The sequence below is a fragment of the Nonomuraea thailandensis genome (assembly GCF_024172165.1).
GTDB lineage: Bacteria > Actinomycetota > Actinomycetes > Streptosporangiales > Streptosporangiaceae > Nonomuraea > Nonomuraea thailandensis.
On the sequence record NZ_JAMZEB010000002.1, the window covers coordinates 6,210,837 to 6,230,490 of the forward strand.

General features: G+C 72.7%; 17 protein-coding genes. 6 read left to right on the plus strand and 11 right to left on the minus strand.

The window, feature by feature from the left end:
* The first annotated feature begins 2 nt into the window (after positions 1 to 2).
* Genes HD597_RS32005 through HD597_RS32025 form a run of 5 tightly spaced genes read left to right on the plus strand, consistent with a single transcriptional unit; the run spans position 3 to position 4,976 of the window.
* Positions 3 to 1,832 carry a serine/threonine-protein kinase gene (locus tag HD597_RS32005; RefSeq protein WP_253746874.1) on the plus strand — a complete coding sequence of 610 codons (1,830 nt, stop codon included), beginning with the start codon at positions 3 to 5 and terminating at the stop codon, positions 1,830 to 1,832.
* Entirely contained in the window at positions 1,829 to 2,671 is an 843-nt protein-coding gene (locus HD597_RS32010; protein ID WP_253746875.1) for an AraC family transcriptional regulator, read from the plus strand. The genes HD597_RS32005 and HD597_RS32010 overlap by 4 nt, the downstream gene beginning before the upstream one ends.
* Before the next feature lie 11 nt (positions 2,672 to 2,682).
* Positions 2,683 to 3,345, plus strand: a complete 663-nt coding sequence (locus tag HD597_RS32015; protein ID WP_253746876.1) for an AzlC family ABC transporter permease — start codon at positions 2,683 to 2,685, stop codon at positions 3,343 to 3,345.
* On the plus strand, positions 3,342 to 3,653 hold the full coding sequence (locus HD597_RS32020; RefSeq protein WP_253746877.1) for an AzlD domain-containing protein: 312 nt from the start codon (positions 3,342 to 3,344) through the stop codon (positions 3,651 to 3,653). Before HD597_RS32015 ends, HD597_RS32020 begins: the two co-directional genes overlap by 4 nt.
* A gap of 9 nt (positions 3,654 to 3,662) precedes the next feature.
* Positions 3,663 to 4,976, plus strand: coding sequence for a serine/threonine-protein kinase (locus HD597_RS32025; RefSeq protein WP_253746878.1), 1,314 nt, complete (start codon positions 3,663 to 3,665; stop codon positions 4,974 to 4,976).
* Between the two features lie 9 nt (positions 4,977 to 4,985).
* On the opposite strand, the gene HD597_RS32030 is transcribed toward HD597_RS32025, so the two are convergent.
* The 3 genes from HD597_RS32030 to HD597_RS32040 form a co-directional block, all read right to left on the minus strand.
* Positions 4,986 to 5,915 (minus strand): RluA family pseudouridine synthase, encoded by a 930-nt coding sequence (locus HD597_RS32030; RefSeq protein WP_253746879.1) that lies wholly within the window; start codon positions 5,913 to 5,915, stop codon positions 4,986 to 4,988.
* Positions 5,908 to 6,420 carry a signal peptidase II gene (gene lspA, locus HD597_RS32035; RefSeq protein WP_253746880.1) on the minus strand — a complete coding sequence of 171 codons (513 nt, stop codon included), beginning with the start codon at positions 6,418 to 6,420 and terminating at the stop codon, positions 5,908 to 5,910. The genes HD597_RS32030 and lspA overlap by 8 nt, the downstream gene beginning before the upstream one ends.
* 65 nt (positions 6,421 to 6,485) lie before the next feature.
* Positions 6,486 to 6,875 (minus strand): TraR/DksA family transcriptional regulator, encoded by a 390-nt coding sequence (locus HD597_RS32040; RefSeq protein ID WP_253746881.1) that lies wholly within the window; start codon positions 6,873 to 6,875, stop codon positions 6,486 to 6,488.
* Positions 6,876 to 7,336: 461 nt separating this feature from the next.
* On the opposite strand from HD597_RS32040, the gene ileS reads away from it, so the two are divergent.
* Positions 7,337 to 10,483 carry an isoleucine--tRNA ligase gene (ileS, locus tag HD597_RS32045; RefSeq protein ID WP_253746882.1) on the plus strand — a complete coding sequence of 1,049 codons (3,147 nt, stop codon included), beginning with the start codon at positions 7,337 to 7,339 and terminating at the stop codon, positions 10,481 to 10,483.
* A gap of 46 nt (positions 10,484 to 10,529) precedes the next feature.
* Here ileS and HD597_RS32050 read toward each other — a convergent pair whose 3' ends face one another.
* The 8 genes from HD597_RS32050 to HD597_RS32085 form a co-directional block, all read right to left on the minus strand.
* Entirely contained in the window at positions 10,530 to 11,771 is a 1,242-nt protein-coding gene (locus tag HD597_RS32050; RefSeq protein WP_253746883.1) for an MFS transporter, read from the minus strand.
* 416 nt (positions 11,772 to 12,187) lie between these two features.
* Positions 12,188 to 14,266 carry a hypothetical protein gene (locus HD597_RS32055; RefSeq protein WP_253746884.1) on the minus strand — a complete coding sequence of 693 codons (2,079 nt, stop codon included), beginning with the start codon at positions 14,264 to 14,266 and terminating at the stop codon, positions 12,188 to 12,190.
* 77 nt (positions 14,267 to 14,343) lie between these two features.
* Positions 14,344 to 15,222, minus strand: a complete 879-nt coding sequence (locus tag HD597_RS32060) for a DivIVA domain-containing protein (RefSeq protein ID WP_148434854.1) — start codon at positions 15,220 to 15,222, stop codon at positions 14,344 to 14,346.
* A gap of 105 nt (positions 15,223 to 15,327) precedes the next feature.
* Entirely contained in the window at positions 15,328 to 15,621 is a 294-nt protein-coding gene (locus tag HD597_RS32065; protein ID WP_253746885.1) for a YggT family protein, read from the minus strand.
* An 80-nt stretch (positions 15,622 to 15,701) separates the two neighbouring features.
* On the minus strand, positions 15,702 to 16,202 hold the full coding sequence (locus HD597_RS32070; RefSeq protein WP_253746886.1) for a cell division protein SepF: 501 nt from the start codon (positions 16,200 to 16,202) through the stop codon (positions 15,702 to 15,704).
* 138 nt (positions 16,203 to 16,340) lie between these two features.
* Positions 16,341 to 17,033 carry a YggS family pyridoxal phosphate-dependent enzyme gene (locus HD597_RS32075; protein ID WP_253746887.1) on the minus strand — a complete coding sequence of 231 codons (693 nt, stop codon included), beginning with the start codon at positions 17,031 to 17,033 and terminating at the stop codon, positions 16,341 to 16,343.
* Between the two features lie 112 nt (positions 17,034 to 17,145).
* Positions 17,146 to 18,603 (minus strand): cell division protein FtsZ, encoded by a 1,458-nt coding sequence (gene ftsZ / locus HD597_RS32080; RefSeq protein WP_253746888.1) that lies wholly within the window; start codon positions 18,601 to 18,603, stop codon positions 17,146 to 17,148.
* 336 nt (positions 18,604 to 18,939) lie between these two features.
* Entirely contained in the window at positions 18,940 to 19,608 is a 669-nt protein-coding gene (locus tag HD597_RS32085; protein WP_253746889.1) for a cell division protein FtsQ/DivIB, read from the minus strand.
* Between the last annotated feature and the right edge of the window lie 46 nt (positions 19,609 to 19,654).

Sequence of the window (19,654 nt, forward strand, 5' to 3'; positions counted from 1 at the left end):
GCGTGCACGTCAGCAACCGCTATCGCCTCATCGAACCGCTCGGCGAGGGCGGGATGGGCGTCGTCTGGCGGGCCCACGACGAGCTGCTCGACCGTACGGTCGCGATCAAGGAGGTCCGCTACACGGGCGTCGGCGACGCCAAGCGGGCCGAGCTCAACCGCAGGACCATCAGGGAGGCCCGGGCGGCCGGCCGCCTCGACCACCCTTCGGTGGTCGTCATCCACGACGTCGTGGAGGAGGACGGCCGGCCGTGGATCGTGATGCAGCTCGTCCGCTCGCGCTCCCTGGCGCAGGTGGTCGGCGAGAGCGGGCCGCTGCGGCCGGCGCAGGTCGCGGTGATCGGCGGCCGGGTGCTCGACGCGCTGCGGGCCGCGCACGCCACCGGGGTGCTGCACCGTGACGTCAAGCCCGAGAACGTGCTGCTGGCCGACGACGGCCGCGTCGTGCTCACCGACTTCGGCATCGCCTCCATGGAGACCGAGGCGGGGCTGACGGCCACGGGCGGGCTGGTGGGCACGCCCGCGTACATGCCGCCGGAGCGGCTGAACGGCGATCCCGCGCGCCCCGAGTCCGACCTGTGGTCGCTGGGGGCCACCCTGTACGCGGCGGTCGAGGGCCGGCCGCCGTTCAAGCGCGACTCGTGGGCGGCGACGGTGGCGGCGGTGCTGCGCGACGAGCCGGAGCCGCCGATGCGGGCCGGGGTGCTGGAGCCGGTCATCATGGGGCTGCTGCGCCGCGACCCGGGCGCGCGGCTGCCCGCCGCGCAGGCCGCCAGGCTCCTGTACGAGGCCGCCTCCGCCCCGCCGTCCGGCACGCCCGCCGCCCCCGCCCCGTACCCGGGCGCCCCCACACCGCATCCTGGCGCCCCCGCCGCACATCATGGCGGCGCCGCCCCGCAGCCGGGCGTCCCCGCTCCGCATCCTGGCGTCTTCACACCTCAGCCTGGCGCGCCTGACGCGGCGCCGCCCTGGCAGCCGGGGGCGGGCACCGGTCAGCGCGAGACCGGCTGGCAGACGGCCGGCACCGGCCCGCACCCCAGCCCCTCGCACACGAGCCCCTCGCACACGACGGCGCCCGGGCAGCGGCGCGGGCCCGCCCGCGCCCGCCGCAAGGCGTTGTGGATCGGCCTGCCCGCGGCGCTGGCGACCGTGGCGGTGCTGGGCACGGGCGGCGTCCTGCTGTCCGACCGCTGGACGGCCGCCTCCCCCACCGCGTCTCCCAGCACGTCCCCCACCGCGTCTCCCAGCACGTCTCCCAGCACGTCTCCCAGCACATCTCCCAGCACGGGGACCACCACGGGCCCGGCCGAGGGCAGCCCGTCCCCCACGACCGCCGAGCCCACACCAGAGCCCACACCACGGCCCACCCGCACTGCGGTCCCGGCGGGGTGGCGGTCCTACCGGAGCGCGATCGGCCGCTTCCAGATCGCCATGCCCGACCGGTGGCGCCCGGCGAAGAACCCGGCCCGGGACAGCATCTCCATCAAGGGCCCCGGCAGCTCCGGCACCCTGATCGTGGAGTGGACCGTCCCCGACATCCCGTGGGACGACCCGGTGCGGCACTGGCTCGGCCTGGAGAAGGAGATCCGGGCCAAGGGCGAGTTCCAGCGGTACAAGCGGATCGGCATCACCCCGCTCGACTACCTGGGCGTGAAGGCCGCCGACTGGGAGTTCACCCGCGTGCGCGGCGGCCGGACCATCCACGTGATCAACCGCGGCTTCCACACCGAGGACGGCCGCCCGTACGCCCTGTACTGGGAGACCCCGAGCTCCAGCTGGGCCACGGACCTGCACTACTTCGAGACGTTCGCCAGGACGTTCAGGCCGCTGTGAAGGAGCAGGCCCGATTCTGGCGGCACCCGGCGGTGCCGGAGACGGACCTGCTCAAGGCCCGTTACGTCACCCACCGCTTCTCCAGGCACGCGCACGACGGCTACGCGATCGGCCTGATCGTGGCGGGCGTGGAGGAGTTCGACTACCGGGGCACGCTGCACCGGGCGGGCGCGGGCGAGCTGGTCCTGGTGAACCCCGACTCCGTGCACACGGGCCAGGCGGGCGTGCCGGGCGGGTGGGCGTACCGGATGCTCTATCCCTCGATCGACGCGCTGAGCGGCATCGCGGCAGAGCTGGGGGCGCCCCGCGGCACGCCGCACTTCCCGCGGCAGGTGGTGCGCGACGACCAGGTGGCGGCGCTGCTGGCGCGAGCGCACGAGGCGGCCGAGCGGGGTGACGCGCTGGCGGCCTCGACGCTGAGCCGCACGCTGTTCGCCCGGCTGGTGGCCCGCCACACCACGCCCAGGCCGGTCACGGTGCTGCCGGCGGAGGGCAGGCGGGCGGTGCGGATGGCGCTCGAGCTGCTGCACGAGAGCCTCGTGGACCCGCCGACGCTGGAGGACCTGGCCGGGGCGGTGGGGGCGCGGCCGTTCGCGCTGCTGCGGGCGTTCAAGGCGGCGACGGGGCTGCCGCCGCACGCGTACCTGACCTCGCTGCGCGTGCGCCAGGCGCGCCACCTGCTGCAGTCGGGCGTGCGGCCGGCGCAGGTGGCCGCCGAGGTGGGCTTCACCGACCAGGCGCATCTGAACCGTCACTTCAAGCGCGTCGTGGGTGTTCCGCCCGCCGCCTATCAGCGCGCTGCAGGAACGTACAAGACGGGCGATTCACCCAACGCCTAACCTCGGGCGGCATGGAAGAGACGACCTCCCGTTCCGCCGCCGTGCGGGACGGTCTCGGCGTGGGACTGGCCGTGGGGCTGTCCGGGATCGCCTTCGGCGCCGCGGCGGTCACCGCGGGCCTGTCCGTGCCGCAGGCGTGCGTGCTGAGCCTGCTGGCGTTCACGGGCGCCTCGCAGTTCGCGCTGACCGGCGCGGTCGCCGCGGGCGGCGACCTGGTGGCCGCCACGCTCGGCGCGCTGCTGCTCGGCGGCCGCAACACGCTCTACGGCCTGCGCCTGGCCAACCTCCTGCGGGTACGCGGCCCGCGCCGGCTGCTGGCCGCCCACGGCGTCATCGACGAGACCACCGCCGTCACCATGGCCCAGCCGGACCCCCGGGCCGCGCGCACGGGCTTCGTCACCACGTTCGCCAGCCTGTACATCGCCTGGAACCTCAGCACGCTGGCCGGCGCGTACGGCACCTCGTTCCTGGGCGACCCCGCCGTGCTGGGGCTGGACGTGGTGGGCCCGGTGGCGTTCCTGGCCATCCTGTGGCCGCGGCTGGCCGAGAGCGCCGAGCTGCGCTGGCTGGCCGCCGGGGCGGCGGCGATCGCCCTGTGCGCCACCCCGTTCCTGCCTGCCGGCGTGCCGGTGCTGCTGTCGGCGGCCGTGGTGCTGGTGGTGGTGCTGCGATGACGCTGTGGTGGGCGATCGCCGCGGTCTGCCTGGGCTGTTACGCGCTGAAGCTGGCGGGCCTGGCCGCGCCCCGGCGGGTGCTGGACCATCCGCGGGTGCGCAGGTTCGCGGAGCTGGTGCCGGTGGCGCTGCTGGCGGCGCTGGTCGCGGTGCAGACGTTCACGGCGGAAGGCGGGCTGAGCTTCGATCCGGCCCGTACGGCGGGGCTGGGGGCGGCGGTGGTGGCGCTGCTGCTGCGGGCGCCGTTCCTCGTCGTGCTGGCGTCGGCGGCCGTCGTCACCGCGCTTGCCCGGATGCTTCTGGGGTAGTCGCCGTGCATGTCCGATTCAGCTGGCTTGGTGGTCGGTGGGCGTTACCGGCTGCTCAAAACCATCGGCAAGGGCGGCATGGGCATGGTGTGGCACGCCCACGACGAGGTGCTCGGCCGGGACGTGGCCGTCAAGGAGGTGCTGCCGCCGCCGAACATGTCCGGCCCCGAGCGTGACGAGTTCGCCGTGCGCACCTTCCGCGAGGCCCGGGCCGCGGGCCGGGTGGCGCACCCCGGCGTGGCCACCGTCTACGACGTGCTGGAGGAGCGCGGTCACCCCTGGATCGTCATGCAGCTCGTGCCTTCGCGCACGCTGGGCGCCCTGATCCGCGAGGACGGGCCCATGCCGCCGGCCGAGGTCGCCCGCGTCGGCGTACAGCTCCTGGAGGCGCTGCGCGCGGCGCACGCGGCCGGCGTGCTGCACCGCGACGTCAAGCCCGACAACGTGCTGCTGGCGGAGGACGGCCGCGCGGTGCTGACCGACTTCGGCATCGCCACCACGGAGGACGAGGCGCCCGTCACCAGGACGGGCATCCTGGTCGGCACCCCCGCCTTCATGGCGCCGGAACGCGCGGCGGGCGGCCAGGCCAGGCCCGCCTCGGACATGTGGTCGCTGGGCGTGACGCTGTACATGGCCGTGGAGGGCCACTCCCCTTTCCAGCGGGACAACGCCCTGGCCACGCTGGGGGCCGTCATGCACGCCGAGCCCCGCCCGCTGACCAGCGCGGGCGCGCTCGCCCCGGTGCTGCACGGGCTGCTGCGCAAGGACCCGGCCGAGCGCATGTCGCTGGACGAGGCGGAGCGGCGGCTGGCGGCCATCCTGACGGGCGCCGCCCCCGAGCGGACCGGCCCCGTCACCGTGCCGTCAGGGCCGCGGCCGTGGCGTTCGAAGCGGCGGCTGCTGCCGCTGGCCGCGATCGCCGGGGGCGCGCTGCTCGTCGGGCTGGTCACCGGCGGCGCGGCCTGGTGGTCGCAGCGCCCGGGCGAGGCGATCTCCCCCAGCCCCGCGCCCGCCGTGGTGACCACCGAGGCGACGACCGTGTACGAATCCCCCACACCGGAGCTGAAGACCACCCGGCCCGAGAGCAGCCCGGCCCCGCAGGGCGTCCAGCCCCAGGGCACCACGACGCCGCCGCCGCGCAGCACCCCGCCGCCGACCCGGGAACAGCCGCGCAGCCCGTCGCCCAGCGCGAGCAAGAAGAGCCCCACCAAGGAGCCGAAGCCGGCCAAGAGCAAGGAGGACGAGAGCCCCGGCCGGGTCGAGGGCTCGCAGACCGGCCAGGCGGCCGACGACGGCGAGGAGCCGGAGGAGGAGGACTCCTGAGCGGCGGGCTCAGGACTCCGCGCGGACGAGGTCCAGCGCCTTCTGCAGGTCCTGCGGATAGTCGGTGCTGAACGACATCCACTCCCCGGACGTGGGGTGCTCGAACCCGAGCGCCACCGCGTGCAGCCACTGCCGGGTGACCCCCAGCCGCGCCGCGAGCGTCGGATCGGCGCCGTACAGCAGGTCTCCGACACACGGATGGCGCAGCGCCGACATGTGCACCCTGATCTGGTGGGTGCGCCCGGTCTCCAGCTTGATGTCCAGCAGCGACGCGGCCCTGAACGCCTCGACCGTGTCGTAGTGCGTGACGGACGGCTTGCCCCCGGCCACCACCGCGAACCGGCCGTCGCCCGCCGGGTGCCTGTCGATCGGCGCGTCGACCGTGCCCCTGAACGGGTCGGGATGCCCCTGGACCAGCGCGTGGTAGCGCTTGTCGACCGTGCGCTCCTTGAAGGCCCGCTTGAGCCGCGAGTAGGCGTGCTCGCTCTTGGCCACCACCATCGCGCCCGTGGTGTTGGCGTCGAGCCGGTGCACGATGCCCTGGCGCTCGGCGGCGCCGCTGGTCGCGATCGTGTGCCCGGCGCCGAGCAGCCCGCCGATGACGGTCGGGCCGGTCCAGCCGACGGTCGGGTGGGCCGCCACCCCGATGGGCTTGTTGACCACGATGAGGTCGTCGTCCTCGTACACGATGGCCATGCCCGGCACCGGCTCGGCCACCGGCATGGGGGTGGTCACCGGCGGCGGCAGCGTCACGTCCAGCCACGCGCCCGCGTGCACCCGGTCCGACTTGGCGGGCTGGCGGCCGTCCACGAGCACCTCGCCGGCCGTGATCAGCTCGGCCGCGCGGGTGCGGGAGAAGCCGAACAGCCGCGAGAGCGCCGCGTCGAGCCGCTCGCCCTCCAGCCCGTCGGGAACGGGCAGGCTGCGCTGCTCAGTCATCCTTGGCCACCTCCCTGGAGCCGTCGATCTGCACGTTGCGCCAGGCCAGGATCACGGCCAGGATGCCGCCGCAGACGATCGCCGAGTCGGCGATGTTGAACACCGGGAAGTAGTCGATGACGGGGAAGTTGCCCGGCAGCACCTCGATGAAGTCGACGACGTGCCCCTGGAGCTGCGAGGAGCGGCCGATCCCCGACGGGTAGCGCAGCAGCCGGTCGGTGAGGTTGCCGGTCGCGCCGCCCAGCAGCAGGCCGAGCGTGACGGCCCAGGAGCGGCTGCCGAGCTTGCGCGCCGTACGCACGATCGCCACGACCACGCCGGCCGCGATGAGGGTGAAGACGAACGTCATCCCCGTGCCGATGCTGAACGCGGCGCCCGAGTTGAAGATCACCCGGAACTGCAGCACCCCCGGGATGACGACCAGCGGCGGCTCGCCCTCGAGCGTGCGCAGCACCACCGTCTTGGTGGCGAGGTCGGCGGCGTAGATCAGGGCCGCCAGCGTCACGAGGACGGCGAAGAGGCGCCGGCGGGGCCTGCCCGCAGCGCCTCCCGAGCCTGCGTCGGAGCCGGTTACCGGCGCTCCTCCTTCTGCTTGCAGGTCACGCACAGCGTCGCCCTCGGGAACGCCTGGAGGCGTTCCTTGCCGATCGGCTTGTGGCACGATTCGCACACTCCATAGGTCCCTGCGTCGATCCTGGCGATCGCACGTTCGTTCTGCGCGACCAGATCGCGCGCATTCAGGGTAAGGGCGATCTCGCGTTCGCGCTCGTACGTCTTGGCGCCGGCGTCCGCCTGGTCGTCGCCCGCGCCCTGGGTGACGTCTCCCGAGGCTATCTCCGACTCGTGACGGAGGATGTCCGCCTCGAGCTCGTCGATCTCCTCCTGGAGCCTGCCGCGTACCTCGGCCAGCTCCTCATCCGACCACGTCGAGGGTGTAGCGGTCTGCGTGACTGCCGCCATGGCTGCCTCCATTGCTGATCAAGGCCGTGAATGGTGCGGGCAGCTTAGGATCCAGATAACGGAACGGCAAACGACCCGCCGGACGGTTTACCTCCCCCGTACTATCCCGCCTCGCGCATTCAACTCCTCCCCGCAGGCGTCCATTCCCACATCTTTGCGCCGTTTACGACTGGCGTACCGGCAGCGGGGGCGCCGCCACCAGGAAAACAAGGAAGCCTTCGCCCCCACTCTGCGTTATGGTTTGAGTCTGCAAGGCGTCGATGGGGCCCGACTGTGAGGGATATCACCCCGGAGCCGCCGGAAGAACGGCTCTCGCGAGCTCACTAGAACCGGCAGCAGGCCAAAAGAAGAGGGCCCCGCCCGAGGCGGGGTCAAGAAGGGTGGTACCGCGGAGCCGCCAGGCTTCGTCCCTTCACGCGTCCAGCCATACCGGCCGATCAAGCGTGGAGGTCACGCCCGAGATGTCTTCCCCATCATTCCGCTCTCTTCCCGCGCAGGTCGACCTGCCCGCGCTCGAGCGCGAGGTCCTCGACCGCTGGCGGGACGGGAAGATCTTCGAGCGCTCCGTGGAGCAGAACGCGGGCAACCCGGCGTGGGTCTTCTACGAGGGGCCGCCCACCGCCAACGGCCTGCCCGGCGTGCACCACGTCGAGGCGCGCGTGTTCAAGGACCTGTTCCCCCGCTACAAGTCGATGCGCGGCTTCAGCGTGCCGCGCAAGGCGGGCTGGGACTGCCACGGCCTGCCGGTCGAGGTGAGCGTCGAGCGCGAGCTGGGCCTGTCCGGCAAACGCGACATCGAGACGTACGGCATCGCCGAGTTCAACGCCAAGTGCCGCGAGTCGGTGCTGCGGCACGTCGACGCGTTCGAGCAGATGACCGAGCGGATGGGCTACTGGATCGACCTGTCCCAGGCCTACCGCACCATGGACCCGTCCTACGTCGAGTCCGTGTGGTGGTCGCTGAAGGTCATCTTCGACAAGGGGCTGCTGTTCCGCGACTTCCGGATCACGCCCTACTGCCCGCGCTGCGGCACCGGCCTGTCCGACCACGAGCTGGGCCAGCCCGGCGCGTACGAGACGGTCTCCAGCCCCTCGGTCTACGTCCGCATGCCCGTGACCTCCGGCCCCCTGGCCGAGCTGGGCGCCGCGCTGCTCATCTGGACGACCACGCCCTGGACTCTCGTCTCCAACACGGCCGTCGCCGTGCACCCCGACGTCACCTACGTCGCGGCCCGCACCGCCGGCGGCGAGGTGCTGGTCGTGGCCGAGCCCCTGCTGTCGGTGCTCGGCGAGGGCGCCACCGAGGTGGCCCGCCTCACCGGCCGCGAGCTGGAGCACACCAGCTACAACCGCCCGTTCGACCTGGTCGACATCCCGGGCGCGCACTACGTCGTGCTCGGCGACTACGTCACGGTCGAGGACGGCACCGGCCTGGTCCATCAGGCGCCCGCCTTCGGCGCCGACGACATGGCCGTGATCAGGAAGTACGAGATGCCGGTCGTCAACCCGATCGGCCCCGACGGCCGCTTCCTCGACGACGTGCCCATGGTCGGCGGCAGGTTCTTCAAGGACGCCGACGAGGAGCTGACCGAGGACCTTCGGGCGCGCGGCCTGCTCTACCGCGGCGGCCACTTCGAGCACAGCTACCCGCACTGCTGGCGCTGCCACACGGCGCTGCTCTACTACGCCCTGCCCTCCTGGTACATCCGCACCACCGCGGTCAAGGACCGGATGCTGGCGGAGAACGCGAACACCAACTGGTACCCCGACACGATCAAGTGGGGCCGGTTCGGCGAGTGGCTGCGCAACAACGTCGACTGGTCGCTGTCGCGCTCGCGCTACTGGGGCACGCCGCTGCCGCTGTGGGTGTGCTCGCAGGACGAGTCGCACGTGACGTGCGTCGGGTCGATGGAGGAGCTCGGCGCGCTGTCCGGCCAGGACGTCTCGGCCCTCGACCCGCACCGCCCGTTCGTCGACGACGTCACCTTCGACTGCCCGTCGTGCGGCGCCCTGGCCACGCGCGTGCCCGACGTCATCGACGCCTGGTACGACTCGGGCTCCATGCCGTTCGCCCAGTGGGGCGAGCGCGGCAAGCCCGAGGGCGTCTACCCGGCGCAGTTCATCTGCGAGGCCACCGACCAGACGCGCGGCTGGTTCTACTCGATGATGGCCGTCGGCACGCTCGTCTTCGGCCAGTCCTCCTACGAGAACGTGCTCTGCCTCGGCCTCATCCTGGCCGAGGACGGCCGCAAGATGAGCAAGCACCTGGGCAACATCCTCGAGCCGATCCCGCTGATGGACCAGCACGGGGCCGACGCGCTGCGCTGGTTCATGGCCTGCGCGGGCTCGCCGTGGGCGGCGCGCCGGGTGGGTCACGGCACGCTGGAGGAGATCGTCCGCAAGGTCCTGCTGACCCTGTGGAACACCTCGTCGTTCTTCACCCTCTACGCCAACGCCGAGTCCTGGTCGCCGGCCATGCTCGCCGAGGCCACCCCGGCCGCGCAGCGCCCGCTGCTCGACCGGTGGGCGCTGGCCGAGCTGCACCGCACGGTGGCCGAGGTCACGGCGGCGCTCGACGAGTACGACACCCAGCGCGCCGGCCGCCGCCTGGCCGACTTCCTCGACGACCTGTCCAACTGGTACGTGCGCCGCTCGCGCCGCCGCTTCTGGCAGGGCTCGCAGGACGCGTTCGCGACCCTGTACGAGTGCCTGGAGACGGTGCTGCGGCTGATGGCGCCCGTCACGCCGTTCGTCACCGACTACCTGTGGGACGTCCTGCGCCCGGCCGACGCGCCCTCCTCGATCCACCTGGCCCCCTGGCCCGAGGTGCGCGAGGACCTGCTGAACCCGGCGCTGTCGGACCAGATGGTGCTCGTGCGGCGCCTGGTGGAGCTGGGCCGCTCGGCCCGCGCCTCCTCGGGCGTCAAGACGCGCCAGCCGCTGCGGCGGGCCCTGGTGGGCGCGCACGGCTGGCCGTCGCTGCCCGGCGAGCTGCGCGGCCTGGTGGCCGACGAGCTGAACGTCCAGACGCTGGAGGACATGTCCGGCTTCAGCGCCGACCTCGTGTCCTACACGGTCAAGCCCAACTTCCGGGCCCTGGGCAAGCGCTTCGGCTCGCAGACCAAGCTCGTGGCCGCCGCCGTGGCCGCCGCCGACGCCACCCGCGTCGCCAGGGCCCTGCGCTCGGGCGCCACGGTCATGGTGGAGGCGGACGAGCTCGGCGAGATCATGCTCGGCCCCGACGAGGTGATCGTCAACGAGCAGCCCCGCTCCGGCTGGGCGGTCGAGACGGGCGCCATCGGCACCGGCACGGGCGAGACCGTGGCTCTCGACCTGGAGCTGACCGACGAGCTGCGCCGCGCCGGCCTCCTGCGCGAGGTCATCCGCCTGGTGCAGGAGGCCCGCAAGTCGACCGGCCTGTCGATCACCGACCGGATCGAGCTGTGGTGGGCCGCCACGTCCGACGACCTCGCCGCGGCGCTGCGCGCGGAGGGTCGCGTGGTCGGCGAGGAGGTCCTGGCTACCGCCATCACGGAGGGCTCCGCCGCGGACCTGCCGTCCCACACGGACGCCGACCTCGGCCTCACCTTCCAGCTCCGCCGCGCCTGACGCGTTCATGAGGGGCGGCACCCGGGCCGGGTGCCGCCCCACGTGCTCAGGGCCCGTCCCAGGGCGCGACGTCCTCGGCGTCGCGGATCCCGCGCAGCGCCGCGTACACGGGCAGCGGTGACAGCAGGATGACGACGGCGGCCGCCCAGAGCGCCTGCCGCGGCCCCGCCGCCTCCCCGATCACCCCGCCGAGCAGGGCGCCCAGGGGGAACAGGCCCATCATGAGGAAGCGCATGGTGGCGTTGACCCGGCCGAGCATGCGCTCGGGGCACAGGCGCTGGCGCAGGCTGACGTTCGTGACGGCGTACACGATCTGGCCGAGCTCGCCCGCCGCCGTGCCGGCCACCAGCAGCGCCACCGCCCAGCCCGGCTGCGCCAGGGGGCCGAGCAGCCCGACGGGGCCCGTGACGGCCAGGGACAGCCAGATGACGCGGGCCGAGCCCACACGGCGGGCCAGGCGCGGCGTGAGGGCCGCGCCGGCCAGGGCGGCGAGCGAGCCGGCCGCGAGCACCAGCCCGATCGCGCCGGGTGCGAGGCCGAGCGTGCGGACCATGAAGACGAAGCTCGCCGCCGAGGCGATCGCGAACGAGAAGTTGCCGGCGGCGCTGGTGATCGCCGTCGCACGCAGGACCCTGGTCCTGGCGACGAACGCCAGCCCCTCCCCGACCTCCGCGACGAGGCTGCCCTGCCGGGGCCGCGGGGGCGGCTCGGGAGCCCTGATGGCCAGCAGCGACGCGGCCGAGACGGCGAACGTGACGGCCTGGGCGAGCACGACGTTCGCGGCGCCGAGCACGGTGACGGCCCAGCCTCCGGCGCCGGGCCCGGCCACCTGGCCGCAGGCGCGGACGGTCTCCATCGCCGCGTTGCCGTGGAGCAGGCCGGCCCGGCCGACCACGGACGGCAGGTAGCTCTGGTAGCCGACGTCGAAGAAGACCCTGGCCACGCCGGCCAGCAACGAGACGATCATGAGCTGCGCGATGGTCAGCGTCCCGAGGAACGCGGCGAGCGGGATCGTGGCCAGCAGCGCCGCGCGGGCCGCATCGGCGGCGACGAGCAGGGGGCGGCGGCGCCGGCGGTCGATCCACGCGCCGGCGGGCAGGCCGATCAGCGCGAACGCGACCGTCCCCGAGGCGGTGACGAGGCCGAGCTGCAGGGGTGAGGCGTCGAGGGTCACGACGGCGAGCAGCGGAATCGCCACGCCGCTGACCTGGGTGCCCAGCTGGGTGGTGGTCTGGCCGAGCAGGAGCAGCCGGAAGTCGCGCCGGTGGAACGGCGAACGGCTGGACATCTGGGAGCCTCCAGGGAGTGCGGTGGGTGGCCAAGCCCCACCCGCAGCTCCGGAAGCGTCGCCAGGGGTGGGGCACGTTACCGGCCCCCACCCCTCCCGTCAACCAGCGCACCCCACACCCCTGATCACCCGGCCCACCGGCACCGCTGATCAGGCCTACCCGACCTCGCGCCCAAGGCCACCGGCCGGCCGCCCCGGCGTCGGGGCGCGTTGGCAGGCAGAAGCCCGCCCCGTCTCGGGCCGCGCATGCCAGCGCGGCTCCCCGCTTCATGCGGGAGGCCGTGGACAGGGATCGTGATCAGCAGGCGGCGCTCAGCCGAGCCGGTCGCGTCCAGCGCTCAGCCGGCCCCTCCGCGCTCGGCACTGGACCGACCGTTGCGCGACCGGCGCACAAGCGACCGTTGCGCGACCGGCGCTCAGCCGACCGTCTCGCGGTCGTGCTGGCACACCGAGCAGCTCGTCAGCCCGGCAGCCTCGGCCGCGGCCAGCGTCATCGTCTCCACGCCGGTCTCACCCGCGCCCCGGATCAACGGGCAGGCGGTGCTGTGGTAGCGGCGGGTGCCGACGATGACCTTCACCGTGCCCGGCCGCTCGCCCTTGCCGCCGCCGGTGCCTCCCTTGCCGGGCTCGTCGCCCTTACCGGCCGCGCCGCCCGTGGGGCTCTCCGCGCTGTGCGGCGGCTCCCCCTTGGCGACCCCGGACTTGGGCGCAGGCGGCCGCTCGGATGTGGTCTTCCCGGGGACGGCGGCGGGCTTGGCGGCCGAGGGCTTGGCCGGAGCACCCGGAGGCAGCGGCCCCTTGGGCTTGGCCGTCGACTCGGCCGAGGATGCGGGCCGCTCGTGCAGGATCGCGGTCTCCCCGGACGACGGCGACTCCTCACCAGCCCCGGACGGACGCTTGGCGCCACCACCCGTCGGCTCGACAGGCATCCCGGACGCGGTCACCCGCGGCTGCGGCGCCGTCGCGGGCCCCGACACGTCATCGTCCTCGACACGCCTGCCCGCCGGCCCGCCCTTACCGGCGGCCGTCTGAGGCTCACCGCTGGGAGTCTGAGGCTTGCCACCCGAGGTCTGAGGCTTGCCACCGGCCGTCGGGCTCTTCGCGCCCTCGGCCGGAGCCTTCGCGCCGGCCGCTGGAGTCTTCGCGCCGGCGCTCTCCGGCTTGGCATCGGGCGTCTGCGGCTTGCCACCCGCCTGCCCCGCACCGGCACCGGGCCGCTCGGACGTGCCGTTGGCCTGCCCGGGCCTGCTCTCGGCCTTCGCACCCGGCTGCCCGGGCCTGGCTCCGGACGCCGAACCGGCCTGCCCCGGCCTCGCGCCGGCCTGCCCGGGCCTCGGGTCGGAGGTCGAACCGGCCTGCCCCGGCCTCGCGCCGGCCTCCCCGGACCTCACACCCGGCGTCGTGCCGGACTGCGCGGGCCTGCTCTCGGGCTTGGCACCCGGCTGCCCGACCGCGGGCTTCGTGCCCGGCTGCCCGGCCACGGGCTTGGCGCCCGGCCCGCCCGGCTGCTCGGGACTGCGGGTGGTGGCGGCGGGCCGCTGGGGCTTGCCCACCGGCCGGGGGTTGCCCGGCGACGTCTCCGTCTCGTCGGAGGAGGAGGAAGAGGAAGAGGAAGAAGGCTCGTCCGGGCCCGGACCGGGCTCACCGGAGGAGGAGCCGGCCTGGCGCGCGAAGGGCGGCGGCCGGAAGTAGGAAGTCTGTGCGTCGTCCGCCTGCTCGTCATCCGAGCCGGGCTCGGGGGCGGCGGACGGAGAGGTGGCCTTGGCCTGGCCCGCGGGGGCGGCGGAGGGGCGGCCGAACCACCCGGTGGCGCCTTCCTCCTCGTGGGAGGCGGCAGGCTCCGGGCTGGGGGTGGAAGCCTTCGTGTCGGGCTTCGGCGGGGCGACCGGCGGACGTACGTCGCGGGTCTCCGCGGAGGTCTCGGCCCGGCTCGCCGTGGGAACGTCGGCGGCGGGGCCGGGGGTGACGGCGGGCTCGGGGTCGGCGGCAGGCGGTAGCTGCCGCCCGCCGAGCGCTGCGTCCGGAAGGCACGCCGTGCAGGGCGTGAAGCCCTCCTCGCGCGCCTCTTCGTGGGTGAGCTCCTCGTGATCCCGGCCGATCAGCTGCCTGCAGCCCGGCACGTGGTAGCGCTTGCGCCCGGGGATCACCAGCACGATCGCATCCGGCGAGATGCCGGTCGGCGCGGGCCTGCGCGGGACGGGGCCCGGTGCGGTCGCCGTACGCTGCGGCGCGTGGGGATGCGCCTGCGGAGGCTGCCGCGGCTGCGGGTGCTGCGGGTGAACCATCGGAGCGGTCTGGTTGTACGGCGGCGCGGACGGCATGAGCCCCTTCGGGGGGGTGGCCGGCGCAGCGGCCTGCCCACCTCCGGGAAAAAGCTCGTTCCGCCGCAGGAACGCCCCGATCACCAGGAACAGCGCGGACAGCACGCTGACCACGATGGACCACATGATCAGGAACGGCTTCGCCAGTACGAAGCCCGCGATCAGCAGAACCACTGCCGCGAGCACCAAACCAGCACTGATAAGGATCACAGGGGGCTCTTTCGAGTGTCAGGTCCTAGTGACCCGCTACTTTACCGGCGGTCGTTGTGCGGACCGTCACCGCCGGGGAAGGCGCCCTGCGGAGCCTCGCCACCGAACGGGCTCGGACCACCGGGAAGAGGCTGCTGGCCACCCTGAGGCACGGCGTGCGACATGGCGGGAGCCTGACCCTGCGGACCACCGGACATCACCGGGAAGCCACCGCTGCCCTCGGCGGAGACGTTCAGCTCGGCGAGCTGGTTCTCCAGGTAGAGCTTGAGGCGGCTGCGGTACTCGCGCTCGAAGCTGCGCAGCTCCTCGACCTTGCGCTCGAGCTCGTCACGGGTCTGCACCAGCGAGCCCATGGCCTGGCGGTGACGCTCCTGCGCGTCGCGCTCGAGCGTCTCGGCACGGGCGCGGGCGTCGCCGATGACCTGCTCGGCCTGGCGGCGGGCCTTGGTGAGGATCTCGTCGGCCTCGCGGCGGGCGCGGGTGACCGTCTCGTCCGCCTCCCGGCGGGCGTCGGAGATCGCCTGGTCGGCGGTCTGCTGGGCGAGCGCGAGCACGCGGGCCGCGGTGTCCATGTTGTCCTCGGCGGGAGGCATGCTCATCGCCACGGGGACCGGCGGCTGCTGCTGCATCGGCGGCGGCTCGGGGGCCCGCATGGGCTCCGGCTGCGGCGGCGCCATCATCTCGGGCTTGGGCTGCTCCTGGACCGGGGCGGAGGCCATGGGCATGTTCATGCCGCCCGGCACCTTCCCGCGCAGGCACTCGGCCAGCTTGGCGCGGAGCTCCTCGTTCTCTTGGATCAGGCGGTCGAGCTCAGCCTCCACCTCGTCGAGGAAGGCGTCGACCTCTTCCTCGTCGTAGCCCGGCCGCAGCCGGGTGGTACTGAACTGCTTGTTCCGCACATCAGCGGGCGTCAGCGGCATTTTTTGGTCTCCTTGGCGCGCTTGGAGTCTGTCCGGAGGACGGTAACCCGAATCACCTCAGCGCGGACACGAGTTGGATCACGACCGGCGCCCCACAGGCACCGTTCATCGCGGACCGAGCGATCCGGCGATCTGAATCAAGATCAGGACCACGATGAACAGGACAGTGAAGCTTAGGTCAAAGGCCACCGTACCCAACCGGAGCGGAGGAATGAAACGGCGGAGGAACTTGAGGGGTGGGTCAGTTGCGGTGTATGTGGCCTCCGCCAGCACCAGGACGACACCGGAAGGCCGCCACTGGCGGGCGAACGCCTGCACCGTCTCAAAGATCATCCTGCCGATGAGCAGCACCAAGTAGAGAGACAGGACAACGACCAAGATCCCACCGATGATCTCCACGGCCCGGCCGCGCCTCCACTTCTGATGTGCCCGCCCGGCCTCGGCGAGACCGGGTTGGGTCCGATAGGCATACAGAGACTCTAACTCTGATTGAAGAACCCGCGTTCCGCGATTCGAGCCTTGTCCTCGGCAGTCACCTCGACATTGGCAGGGGACAACAGGAACACCTTGTTGGTAACACGTTCAATGCTGCCGTGTAGGCCAAAGACCAGACCTGCCGCGAAATCAACGAGCCGTTTGGCGTCACTGTCAACCATCTCGGTCAGGTTCATGATGACCGGGGTGCCGTCGCGGAAGTGCTCTCCGATGGTGCGGGCCTCGTTGTACGTGCGGGGGTGCAGGGTGGTGATGCGGGCCAGATCGGTCGTGCGGCGTTCCAGGATCGTCGTGGTGGGCCTCGGTGCGGGCGCCCCGGCGTCGGGCTCGTCCTCGCGCTCCTGGACCGCCACGGCACGCTCCTCGCCGGGCCGCTGCACCTCGTCGTCGTAGGTGTAGTCGTCGGTGTAGGTCTCGTACCTCTCGTAGCGGTCGTCCTCCACGAGACCGAGGTAGACCGCCATCTTGCGCATCGCGCCGGCCATCGCTACGTCGTCCTCCTGCTCATGGTCGCACTCGCTCGGGCCCGTCGCCGTGTCCGAGGCGGTAGCCGTACCCCCTTGGAGCTCACCGCTGATCGACCTCTACTTGGTCATGGGCCTGAAGACCCACTTGAGGGGACATTACCTGACGAAGGGCTTGCGACGACCGAGCAACGCCGTACCGACCCGCACGTGTGTCGCGCCGTAGGCGATGGCCTCCGTGAGGTCCTCGCTCATCCCGGCCGAGATCATGGTGGCGCGCGGGTGCTGCTCCTGGAGGCGCAGCGCCAGTTCGCGCAGCCGGGCGAAGGCCTTGGCGGGCTCCTCGCCCAGCGGCGCCACCGCCATGACGCCGCCCAGCCACACGCCCTCGGTCAGCGCGATCTCGTCGGCGAGCTCCAGCAGGCCGGCGGGGGCCACGCCGCCCCTGGCGGGATCGTCGTCGAGCGAGACCTGCACCAGGCAGCCGACCCGGCGGCCCTGGCGCACGGCCTCGCCGCTGATGGCCTCCACCAGCCTGACCCGGTCGACGGAGTGGATCACGTCGGCGTAGCCGACCACGGAGCGCACCTTGTTGGTCTGCAACTGGCCGACGAAGTGCCAGGTCAGCGGGAGGCCGGTGAGCTCGTGCGCCTTGGGGGCGGCCTCCTGGTCGCGGTTCTCGCCGACGTCGCGCACGCCCAGCTCGGCCAGGATGCGCACGTCCTCGGCCGGACGCGTCTTGGTGACGGCGATCAGCGTGACCTCGCCCCGGTCGCGGCCCACCGCGTGGCACGCCGCGGTGATGCGCGCGTCGACCTCGGCGAGACCGGCGGCGATCTCGTCCCTTCTCACGTGACTCTTCCCCTCCCCCTCACTTCGGGTGTCCTCGCCGGCACCCCGTACGCACGACGGCGCCGCTCCCGTGTCCCTGTGGGGAGCGGCGTCAGGCGCGGGTACTTGACGGCTACTTGAGGAAGTCGGGAACGTCGAGTTCCTCTTCCTGCTCCTCGAAGATCACCCGAGGACGTTTGGGGGGCTCCGACATGCGGGAGGTGATGGGCGTGGGCGGGTTGGCGGGCTCGGGCGCGGGCCGGGGGATCGAGACGGGGCCGGACGGCTCGTCCGCGGGGTCGTCGCCGGGCCCGGTGTCACGCAGCGAGTCGCGCACCGTCTCGCGCACGGCCTCGCGGGGCACCTCGCGCACCGGCTCTACCGGGCGCACCGGCTCGGGCCGAGGCGGCTCGGGCCTGAACTCCGCGCGCGGCTCGGGACGGGGCTCGGGGCGCGGCTCGGGCCTGAACTCCGCGCGCGGCTCGGGACGGGGCTCAGGACGCACCTCAGGGCGCGGCGCGGGCGGCTCCGACTTCACGCTCGGGGCGGCCGCGCTCGGCCGCGGAGGCGAGACGGGAGCCGCGGCGGGCGGCGGCGCGGGCGCGCGGCCCACCGGGCGCGGCGCCTGCTTCTCCGCCGGCCCCGGCACGTCGTCGAAGCCCGCGGCGATCACGGTCACGCGCACCTCGTCGCCGAGGGCGTCGTCGATGACCGTGCCGAAGATGATGTTCGCGTCGGGCGCGGCGGCCATGGAGACGAGCTGGGCCGCCTCGTTGATCTCGAACAGGCCGAGGTCGGAGCCGCCCGCGATCGACAGCAGCACGCCGTGCGCGCCGTCGATGCTGGCCTCCAGCAGCGGGCTGGAGACGGCCATCTCGGCCGCCGCCACGGAGCGGTCGTCGCCGCGCGCGTGGCCGATGCCCATGAGGGCCGAGCCGGCGCCCGACATGACCGACTTCACGTCGGCGAAGTCGAGGTTGATCAGACCAGGGGTGGTGATCAGGTCGGTGATGCCCTGGACACCGGACAGCAGCACCTGGTCGGCGGCCTTGAACGCGTCGAGCACGCTCACCTGCCGATCCGAGATCGACAGCAGCCGGTCGTTGGGGATCACGATGAGGGTGTCGACCTCGTCGCGCAGGGTCTCGATGCCGGCTTCCGCCTGCGACGCCCTGCGCCGTCCTTCGAAGCTGAAGGGCCTGGTCACGACACCGATGGTGAGCGCGCCGAGCGACCTGGCGATGTTGGCCACGACGGGTGCGCCGCCCGTGCCCGTGCCGCCGCCCTCGCCCGCCGTGACGAAGACCATGTCGGCCCCCTTGAGGACCTCCTCGATCTCCTCACGGTGGTCCTCGGCGGCCTTACGGCCGACGTCGGGGTTGGCGCCCGCGCCCAGTCCGCGCGTGAGCTCGCGGCCCACGTCGAGTTTCACATCGGCGTCACTCATCAGCAGCGCCTGGGCGTCGGTGTTTATCGCGATGAACTCGACGCCCTTGAGTCCCTCTTCGATCATCCGGTTGACGGCGTTGACTCCGCCGCCGCCGATGCCGACGACCTTGATGACCGCGAGGTAGTTCTGCGGTGCTGCCACGACGAGGGGCCTTTCCGCTCGTTGACTTGCCATTTCGGTGCGGATCGTCTCCGCTTTTTGTCAGTTCGGGTAACTCTCAACCTCAGGTTGAGATTTAGATTTATGTCAACCTGAGGATTGATACGGACAGTAGGAGTTACGCTCCAGGCGGGTCAACTAACCGCGCCGCAAGCACGTCCGGCGTGTCGCGGGCTGTCCGTTTCGCTCCGCAGTCGCGCCTGGTGGCGGCCCTCCTTCGCCGAAAGTCCGGCTTACAGGCTCTCACGCCGCGGCCCCCGCCTCGCACAGGCTCGGCCATGCCCTTGCCCCTGAGTTGCCAGACCCTGACGATCACGATCACTTCAGGGTCACCACGTCGGGCGAGCTGACGTCGTACAGGGTGACCGACCTTTCGCGCCTGAGCAGCGAGCTCAGGATGCGGCCCTTCTCCTCGGGCCGGTCCGGGCCGCCCCAGATGACGGTACGGCCGTCCGACAGCACCAGCGTCACGCCCTCGGCCGTGCCCGCGCGCACCTGCCTGACCTTGGCCGCCACCTCGTCGGGCACCGCCTCGATGACCTTGAGCGCGGCCATCATGGCCGGGTCGCCCTGCTGCGGGCGGTCCACCTTGAGCAGCGGCACCATGGGCGGGACGGCCGACTTCAGCTCGATCACCACGCCCTGCCCGTCGACGATGGCCACCTTGTCGCCCGCCTGGACGGCGGCGACCGGCCGGCGCTCCACCACCTCGATCTTGAGGGTGCCGGGCCAGATCCGGTCGACCTTGGCCGAGGCGAGCTGTCTGATGCCCAGGACGCGGGTCTCGACGTCGGCGAGGTTCACGGTCGCCAGAGGATGCAGGTCCGCCACGCCGGCCTGCTGCTCGATCCGTTCGCTGGGGACTGTGAGATTTCCCACGATCTCGATCGAACGCACTCCCAGCACGGGCGAGAAGAACACCAGCCACGCGGCCGAGCCCACCACCCCTGCCGTCAGCAACACCAGGAACGCCGTGCGCGCCTTCATCGCCCTCCCACCGAACGCGGCTCATGTCGGCACCGAACCTACGCCG

Bases quoted from the DNA above. Each gene is read 5' to 3' on its own strand.
- HD597_RS32020 (WP_253746877.1), top strand. From the start codon at position 3,342: ATGACGCTGTGGTGGGCGATCGCCGCGGTCTGCCTGGGCTGTTACGCG.
- HD597_RS32050 (WP_253746883.1), bottom strand. From the start codon at position 11,771: ATGTCCAGCCGTTCGCCGTTCCACCGGCGCGACTTCCGGCTGCTCCTG.
- HD597_RS32015 (WP_253746876.1), top strand. From the start codon at position 2,683: ATGGAAGAGACGACCTCCCGTTCCGCCGCCGTGCGGGACGGTCTCGGC.
- HD597_RS32070 (WP_253746886.1), bottom strand. From the start codon at position 16,202: ATGGCCGGCGCGATGCGCAAGATGGCGGTCTACCTCGGTCTCGTGGAG.
- HD597_RS32085 (WP_253746889.1), bottom strand. From the start codon at position 19,608: ATGAAGGCGCGCACGGCGTTCCTGGTGTTGCTGACGGCAGGGGTGGTG.
- HD597_RS32040 (WP_253746881.1), bottom strand. From the start codon at position 6,875: ATGGCGGCAGTCACGCAGACCGCTACACCCTCGACGTGGTCGGATGAG.
- HD597_RS32060 (WP_148434854.1), bottom strand. From the start codon at position 15,222: ATGCCGCTGACGCCCGCTGATGTGCGGAACAAGCAGTTCAGTACCACC.
- HD597_RS32030 (WP_253746879.1), bottom strand. From the start codon at position 5,915: ATGACTGAGCAGCGCAGCCTGCCCGTTCCCGACGGGCTGGAGGGCGAG.
- ileS (WP_253746882.1), top strand. From the start codon at position 7,337: ATGTCTTCCCCATCATTCCGCTCTCTTCCCGCGCAGGTCGACCTGCCC.
- HD597_RS32025 (WP_253746878.1), top strand. From the start codon at position 3,663: ATGTCCGATTCAGCTGGCTTGGTGGTCGGTGGGCGTTACCGGCTGCTC.